This window comes from Flavobacterium sp. TC780, assembly GCF_056783245.1.
In genome coordinates this window covers 1-8,088 of record NZ_JBXBAV010000114.1, presented here as the reverse complement: position 1 = coordinate 8,088, position 8,088 = coordinate 1, and the positions used below count along the sequence as shown (strand labels likewise).

Here is an 8,088-nt window from a genome sequence, read left to right as displayed (position 1 = left end):
ACGTATTGCTAAGGTTAATACATGCTCCTGTTGTTAAGGAGGCAGCACCTAAAAAAAACAGTTATTAGTCATTGCAAGGCTGATAATGGTTAATTTCAAACCTGAAAATCAGCAGTTTGATGCTTCTTCAGGAACCAGTAAAGAATACAATCTCCCGTTTCTGTAATGTTAAAGATTTAATATGTTTTTCAACTGAAATTGAATTATTAAGCTTTCCTGGTTGTGTGCACGCCTTTCCATCTGCACAAACAAAATGATTCTAGGCGATGTAATGGCAAAAGACTTATTGCAACATCACAAAAAAACGGTAAAAATGCTGGCTTATTTGATCTCTCGAAAGCACGTTGCTATAAAGATGGGCGCAAGCTGTTTTTTGGAACATGGATAGATGTAGAGGGAGAACTGTTTATACGGCTCATTTTACTCCGCAGTCTTAAAGAATATCCCTTTCAAGGAGGAGGATGTTACCTGCTGTTAGGAAATGTGGAGGTCGATTATCATTTTCCTACGATAACAGTAACTAAGATGGCTAAAATGCCCTTTATACCATATCCAAGGCATTCTGAAAGTAATGAAAAACAATATGATGCACATAGAAATATCCGTGAGGATATAAGCATGACCCACAGAGCGCCTTACCCTCAGGAGCATGAGATAGGTCTGCCGCGATATAAAATGGGAAGTGCATGAAGATGATCAAATAAACGAAGCCAAATACTTGTTTTTACTTTTTCGGGTTTTTCCGTAAGGAAATAGAAAAAATATTTTGTATGTTCGCTTCGGAAAAGTCTTACCTACTAAAAGCCAATTAGCTGCTTCATATCGACGCCAAGCGCGTCAGCAAGATGTGTGAGATAGATTAGGGACGGATGTAATCCTGCCGTTTTCAATACGGCTGATATAGGAGATATCCAAATCACTGTCAATAGCAAGCTCGGGCTTGAGTAAAGCCTTTGTCTTCGCGAATTTTCTTAAGGTTGGCTCCAAAATTTTGTAAATATTCTTTGTCTTTATCCCTCACAGGACAAAATTCAGAGTTCTAATAATAAATACTGTAGGACGTACGTCCAAGTTAGAAATAAAGTGAGAAATAATAATCTTTTCAAAATTTACAAGCTTATTAAGATAACCTTTTGTGTTTTTCTTTATACAGCACAAGTTATTGGTCAATCTGTACCTAAGACAGAATTGCCCGTAATACAACCAACTCTGCCAACTCTTATTGCCCCGGGTATGGATAATTTTGTTGTGCCTACGCCAAATTCGACATCTGGTAATAGCTATCAGCAACAGCAGAATAAGCGTATCATGAATGAAGTAGATCAGCATGAAAAGCTTCGTCAAGAGACGTTGAACAGTGTCAAATCTGACATTGCAGAGTTTCAGCCTTCAGTATATGACCTTCCGTCCCATTCAAAAATCCCTGGAACAGAACATTACAGAGAAGTGTTTGACAAAATGCTTCATATTGATGTAGATAATTATTCAGTAAAAGATGTTAATTTCGATATTGAAAATGCCTACTTCGAAAACAAACTTGATAAAGTAGAATTTGATAAAGTTATAAAACAAACTGCTGAATTTATTTTGGCGAAAATGAAAGAAAAAAACTTTGATACAAATAGTAACACAGCTAAAAACTTTATGCTTTTTGAATTCTTTACTCAACCTATGCAGGTTAAAGGATTTAAAGAAAAACACTTTCCGATCAAATATGATTTTGAGGATTATTGGGGGGGAGAGAAAATTGGGCAAAAATGTTTGTAACAAAGCTCCTAAAAACAAACTCCGGGCAATGTCATTCAATGCCGTTACTTTATTTGATACTTGCAGAAGCAATAGATGCAGAAGCTTATTTAGCACTTTCTCCAAATCATTCTTACATTAAATTTGAAGACGAAAAAGGAAAATGGTATAACCTCGAACTCACAAACGGAATGTTTACTGTATCATCTTTCATTCTAAATAATGGATTTATAACAGCTGAAGCCATTCAGAATAAACTTTATATGCAGAATTTGTCAAAGAAGGAAATGCTGTCACAATTTTATACAGATTTAGCGTCAGGTTATCTACATAAATTTGGCTACGATGATTTTGTTGAAAAAGTTGCCAACAAGGCTTTGGAGTTGAATCCAAACAGTATTAATGCCAATATGGTTAAGTCAAATTATAATGAGGCAAGGTTAAAATATGTTGTTAGAAAGCTAGGAATTAATACTCAAACTCAAGAGGGCGAGAAAAAATATTAAATTATCCAGAGGCTGTAGAAATTCTGCGACAAATGCATGCTCAATACAGCATAATTGATGATTCGGGTTTTCAGCAAATGCCAGCAGATGCATATGAAAAATGGCTAGGCTCATTAAAAGAAGCTGAAAAGAAAGAGGAAAGCGAGAAATTAGCTAAACAATTTAAGGGAACAATAATAAAACTTAAAAATTAATTAATGACGATAAAAAACTTCATACTTGTTCTACTATTGTTCTCAAAATTCTGTTTGGTTGCTCAGGAAAAGCAGAAACTATTTGAAAGCAGCTATACTCTGCTAAATAATATGATTGAAAATGATGGTAAGTACAGTTTTAAAAAAGCAGTTTTCGCAGTTGAGAATGCTTATTTAGAAGGCAATCTTGATACACTTTGGATAAATAAACAAATCAAATTATTAAACAATCTAAGTAAGTCATTAATCAAGGACAGATTTTTGGCTTACCTTGAAAGAGACAAAGAAAAAGTAAATAAATGGGCTTCCGTTTTTGAAGTAATGCATGATACGATTCCATTAAATATTAATGATACTATTTATAAATATGAGCCTTTCGGATATGATTTTAATGATGTTTTTGGGCATACTACTAGAGAAAATCTCTTCGTATCTAAACTATTACAGACCAGAAAAGGTAATTGTCATTCCTTACCTTATTTATACAAAATATTAGCTGAAGAACTGGGTGTAGAAGCTAATTTAGCACTTGCACCCAATCATATTTATATCAAGCATAGAAGCATAAAAGATGGCTGGTACAATACGGAACTCACAAGCGGAATTTTTCCGATTGATGCATGGATTATGGCTTCTGGTTTTGTACATATAGATGCAATTACTAATGGAGTATATATGAAAGCATTAAACAATAAAGAGAGCATTGCTCTTGTTTTAATCGATTTGGCAGATAATTACAATGCTAAATTTCCAAACAATGATGGAACATTTGTTTTAAAATGTACTGAAACTGCAATTAAAAATTATCCAAACTTTGCTACTGCATTAATTCTGAGAGCTGAGACACATTACAAACAAATCGAAAAGGAAGAAGATAAAGCGAAACACGATTTGCTTTTTAAAGGTTTACAAAAAGAGTATGAGCACATTCATCAAATCGGGTATAGAAATATGCCGGAAGATATGTATCTCAACTGGTTAGTATCTTTAAAAGAAGAACGAAGTAAATATGAAAATAAAAATTTGAATACCATTAGCAAAAAATAATACTTATGAGGCATCACTATATTTTAATTTTTCTTTTGTTTACGCTTGGAACTATGTCCGCTCAAAAAAAAGAGAAACTTTCTAATGAAGAAAAAGCACGCAGAGAAAAAAATATTCAGGCGGGTAATCCTTTTGTAAAATATGGAAGTAAGGCACCAGTAGCAACATTAAGCAAAGGAAAATATTTAGAGGTTCAAGACCTAGATAGTATTGTCACAATTGGTACAATGCGTTGGCATGTTGATAAAAAAGAAATTGTTGGTAGAATTGAAATAGACACATTAAATATAGATGCTCAACCAATTGGTGATACTGCCGGCCGTTGGATGTCACCAGACCCGTTGAGTGAAGAGTATAGACGATGGTCACCATATACTTACGGAGTGGACAACCCTGTTAGATTTACTGACCCTGATGGCATGAGTGTTGATGATGTTGTTATTACAGGTAATAAAAAGCAAGAAACGTTAGACCAATTAAACAAGGGTTCAGAACTTACCTTAACAATGAATGAAAATGGTAAAGTAAAAGCTACGCAAGATTTTTCAGGTCCATTAACTCAAGCAGATACAGAACTACTAAATGCAACTACTGATTCAAGTTTTACAGCAAGTATAAATTCCACAGATGGTGTTGTGTCAACAGACGGTACAGGAGCTTTAATGACAAGTTTGGGCGCATTTGATGGTAGTGTCAAAAATGCAGATGGAACAATGACAGCAAACCAAACTGTAAATCCTGATTTTGGAGCAAAAGTTGACAACCATGTAGGAAGACCAGAAGGAGTTGGAGTTGTTCACGAAACTTTGGAAGCTATTCAGGAAGGTAAAAGAGCAGTTGCTACTGGAAAAGCAGCCGATTTTACTACCAATCCAAAGGCAGCCCAGGCAAATTATGGACCAGCTCACGCTAAAGCTCGTGCCCTTGATTCTAGACATACTGATAATTATGACAGTAAAGTTATTAACGGAGTAAGAACTATAATCAATAGTAGTGGTAAACGACTACCATTATATACAGAACCAAAAAAATGAAAAGAATAATTATTGCATCGTATATTTTTCTTGTTATATCTTGTTCACTTACTAAAGTGAAAGATGTTAAACAAGAACCGCTATCTGAAGTAACCAAAATTGAATTTTTAGATGATGGTAATCCAATTGTATATATTAAGACAGATTCGCTCCAAGGAATCATAATCGAAGACAACAAAATGTTGAAAACAAAAAAAGCAACAAAAATTGAATTAGGAAAAAAATATCCTATATCACTGACTCGAATAGATAAAAACTATAGAGGAAGAACCAGTGAATACATAATATCCTCTTCTAAAGGTACTGAAAAAGTAATTTGGAGAGATAAAGATAGTTTACCGCTAGTTTTGTATCGAGCTACTAATCTTAATGGGCTATGGCTAATTACGAATTAATTTTAGATTATTAAATTTCGCTAATTGTCTTTAACAAAAATAATTCTTATGAAGAACTACTATTTTTTAATATTTCTTTTATTCACAATCGGAACAGCATCTGCACAGAAAAAAGAAAAACTTTCTAAAGAAGAGAAAGCCAGAAGAGAAAAAAATATTCAAGCAGGAAACCCTTTCGTAAAGTATGGAAGTAAAGCACCAGTTGCTACATTAAGCAAAGGAAAATATTTAGAGGTTCATGACCTTGACAGTATTGTCACAATTGGTACAATGCGTTGGCATGTTGATAAAAAAGAAATTGTTGGCAGAATTGTTGTTGATACATTAAACTTAGATGCACAACCTACAGGGGATACTGCCGGACGTTGGATGTCACCAGATCCATTGAGTGAAGAATATAGACGTTGGTCTCCTTATACATTTGCAGTCAACAATCCTGTTAGATTTACTGACCCTGATGGAATGAGCGTAAACGATGTTGTAATTGTTGGCGGCAATGAGAAGGATAGAAATAAAGCATTCTCACAATTACAGTCTTCAACTGCTTTAAGTCTAACTATGGATAAAAACGGTAAAGTAGAAGCTACTGGTAAAGCAACAACTGCCGCTGACCAAAAACTATTAGACGCAACAACCGATACTAGCGTGACAGTTAAACTTAATGCAACAGATAGAAATAGCGTTGACACTCAAAATGGGACTAAAACATTTGATGGGGATGCATTTATGGGAAGTGAAGTGAATGCTGATGGGAGTGTAACTGCAAATCAAACTGTCAATCCAACTACTGCTGAAAAGATTGATACTGTATCAGGCCAGCCTGCGGGAACTGTTGTTAAGCATGCAGTAATGGAAGCATATATCGGGGCAAAAGAAAATCCAGGAGCAAAGGATGCGACTGTTTCACAAGCAGCATATCAAAGCGCACATAATGGAGCAAACGCATTGGAACCAAATAGAAATCCTGCCAATGCAATTATTAATAACCAAGGAGGGAATAGAGTTATAACTAATGCAAAGGGAGAAAGCAAAATCTTATACGACAATAAAAAAGCAGTTAAAAATTAAAATTATGAAAAACTATATCTACATAATAGTATTATTCATCTGTTTCATCGGATATGGTCAGCAGAACGAACCTGTTAATTTGAAAGGAGATTTCAATATCACTAAAATAGATTCTTTAAAACATTACTATATAATCAGTGCTATTAATAAAGATAGCTTGTTTATAAAGATCTTAGTAGATAAACCTAAGAAGAAAGTTATAAAGAATCTAAAGAAAAATTCTGATTACTTAAAGATTGAATTTAATAAAAGCTACTATTTTACTTTAGATAGTATGACTTGGAGTATGGGGTATCTACCTACTGAAAACATTATCATGGATGATATAGTTATTTGGAATAGAAAGACAAGTAATTTCTATATGTATGAAACGAATCAGTTACACGGTTTATATCTAAAAAAATCAAAATAAATTTGCGTGATCGTAAAAAGCTATTCAAAGAATATTAACTCCGCAAAATTAATAAGAATGAAGAAAATAATCATAATCTGTTTTTTGCTCTTGAGTTCAAAAAATCTTGTAGCACAGGAGATACAAAATTTAAGTTTTATTTTAGTTGTAGATGATGAAATCATAAGCACGCAATCAAAACTTACTTTTATAATCACCACAGACACATCAACAGAAAATTTGTCAGCGCTATATTATCCTGGTACTTTATCATTAAGTAAGTCAGATTATGAAAAAATAGTGTCTCCCGCGACAAAGAGTATTTATTTAAAATACAATAGCACAGTTTATTTAGATGGTAAATCTACTTATTACGATTTTGAGATAGAATATCAGAAAGCATGGTTACAGGATCTTTATAATATAGTTAGAATCTACGATTTGAATAGCAAAAAATACAAGAAAAAGTTCGAACCTTTATCTTCAACTAAAAACTATACTTTTGAACTTTCAAGTCCTAATTCAACGTTTTTGAGGGTTAGAAAAAAATAATGCGAAGGGAATTATCTTAATAATTATGTTTTTCTTGTTAGTAGATACATACTGCGGATGCTCACGTAACATTACTAACCCCATCCATCAGTTTTTGAATATCCTCATAGCGATAGTACATAAGTCCACCTATTTTATTATAAGGAAGGGTGCCATTTATACGTAGGTTTTGCAAGGTTCCAGCGGAAATATTTAGAAGTTTACGAACTTCGTAACTTTTGAGCCATACCCGCGTTTCCTGACCTGGTTTGCGAGGATATTGCTGGTATCTTCGAATTTCTTCTAAAAGTTCTTTTTTAAATTTATCAAGGTCATCCCTGGTAATAAGATCTACATTCATAATTCTTACTTTACATTGAACAATATCTAACTTAGATTCTGGCAGTTTTTACAAACCATTTACAAAATAAAGTAATGACTGAACAAAAGGAGTAATACTGTCCATGTTTGGCTGATTATGGCACTCTTTTACCAGCAAAATGCACTTGTTATATTATACACAAAAGGTGGTCAATATCGACCACCTTTTAAATTTCTATTTTAGAATATATTACACACCAGCAGACATTCGTTGTTTAAGATTATGCATATCTTCACTAAGCTTAGACTCTACAACCTTTGCATATATCTGAGTAGTTCGAATACTGGTATGGCCGAGCATTTTTGAGACGCTTTCAATTGGTACTCCATTGCTCAATGTAACAGTAGTTGCAAAAGTATGACGTGCTATATGAAATGTCAATGTCTTGGTTATCCCACAGATGTCAGCGACCTCTTTCAGGTAGCCATTCATTCGCTGATTTGAAATTACAGGGAAAACTGTACCGTTATTCAGAGCTCTCGGATCATCTCTATACTTCTCCATCAATTCTATTGCCTGTGGCAGCAGTGGTACACGCACACCTGTATCTGTTTTTGCCCTGCTTGTAGATATCCATAGTCCTCCGTCTATACCTGTGATAATATTGTTCGGGGTAAGTTCAGCGAGTTCGATATAGGAAAGACCTGTGTAGCAGCTATACAAAAACATATCCCGAACATGCCTTAGCCTCTCAATAGTAAACTCTTTATTTGCTAATGCTATTAGCTCTTTGCTGTTTAATGACTCCCGTTCCACTTTATCAAAGTGCTTCTTGAAACTAGCGAAGGGATCTT

General features: G+C 34.1%; 12 protein-coding genes. 10 read left to right on the top strand and 2 right to left on the bottom strand.

Going from position 1 to position 8,088, the window contains the following annotated elements:
• Window positions 1–222: 222 nt before the first annotated feature.
• From AC1RYN_RS12370 to AC1RYN_RS12325, 10 genes are all read left to right on the top strand, one after another.
• Entirely contained in the window at window positions 223–690 is a 468-nt protein-coding gene (locus AC1RYN_RS12370; protein WP_481807205.1) for a hypothetical protein, read from the top strand.
• Window positions 691–1,083: 393 nt separating this feature from the next.
• Window positions 1,084–1,767: a hypothetical protein gene (locus AC1RYN_RS12365; RefSeq protein ID WP_481807204.1), complete on the top strand. Its 684-nt coding sequence runs from the start codon at window positions 1,084–1,086 to the stop codon at window positions 1,765–1,767.
• Entirely contained in the window at window positions 1,758–2,252 is a 495-nt protein-coding gene (locus AC1RYN_RS12360) for a hypothetical protein (protein WP_481807203.1), read from the top strand. Before AC1RYN_RS12365 ends, AC1RYN_RS12360 begins: the two co-directional genes overlap by 10 nt.
• A 32-nt stretch (window positions 2,253–2,284) precedes the next feature.
• Window positions 2,285–2,446: a hypothetical protein gene (locus AC1RYN_RS12355; protein WP_481807202.1), complete on the top strand. Its 162-nt coding sequence runs from the start codon at window positions 2,285–2,287 to the stop codon at window positions 2,444–2,446.
• 3 nt (window positions 2,447–2,449) lie between these two features.
• The gene (locus AC1RYN_RS12350) at window positions 2,450–3,493 is read left to right on the top strand and encodes a transglutaminase family protein (RefSeq protein ID WP_481807201.1); all 1,044 of its coding nucleotides are present in this window, start codon (window positions 2,450–2,452) and stop codon (window positions 3,491–3,493) included.
• Between the two features lie 5 nt (window positions 3,494–3,498).
• Complete coding sequence (locus tag AC1RYN_RS12345) at window positions 3,499–4,527, top strand: RHS repeat-associated core domain-containing protein (RefSeq protein ID WP_481807200.1); 1,029 nt, start codon at window positions 3,499–3,501, stop codon at window positions 4,525–4,527.
• Window positions 4,524–4,922 (top strand): hypothetical protein, encoded by a 399-nt coding sequence (locus AC1RYN_RS12340; RefSeq protein WP_481807199.1) that lies wholly within the window; start codon window positions 4,524–4,526, stop codon window positions 4,920–4,922. Before AC1RYN_RS12345 ends, AC1RYN_RS12340 begins: the two co-directional genes overlap by 4 nt.
• Before the next feature lie 48 nt (window positions 4,923–4,970).
• Complete coding sequence (locus AC1RYN_RS12335) at window positions 4,971–5,990, top strand: RHS repeat-associated core domain-containing protein (RefSeq protein ID WP_481807198.1); 1,020 nt, start codon at window positions 4,971–4,973, stop codon at window positions 5,988–5,990.
• Between the two features lie 4 nt (window positions 5,991–5,994).
• The gene (locus tag AC1RYN_RS12330; protein ID WP_481807197.1) at window positions 5,995–6,402 is read left to right on the top strand and encodes a hypothetical protein; all 408 of its coding nucleotides are present in this window, start codon (window positions 5,995–5,997) and stop codon (window positions 6,400–6,402) included.
• A gap of 57 nt (window positions 6,403–6,459) precedes the next feature.
• On the top strand, window positions 6,460–6,933 hold the full coding sequence (locus AC1RYN_RS12325) for a hypothetical protein (protein WP_481807196.1): 474 nt from the start codon (window positions 6,460–6,462) through the stop codon (window positions 6,931–6,933).
• A gap of 61 nt (window positions 6,934–6,994) precedes the next feature.
• Here the strand turns inward: AC1RYN_RS12325 and AC1RYN_RS12320 are convergent, their stop codons facing one another.
• Window positions 6,995–7,273 (bottom strand): helix-turn-helix domain-containing protein, encoded by a 279-nt coding sequence (locus AC1RYN_RS12320; protein ID WP_481807195.1) that lies wholly within the window; start codon window positions 7,271–7,273, stop codon window positions 6,995–6,997.
• A 210-nt stretch (window positions 7,274–7,483) separates the two neighbouring features.
• Window positions 7,484–8,088, bottom strand: a 605-nt coding sequence (locus tag AC1RYN_RS12315) for a site-specific integrase (protein ID WP_481807194.1), incomplete at its 5' end; no start/stop codon positions are given.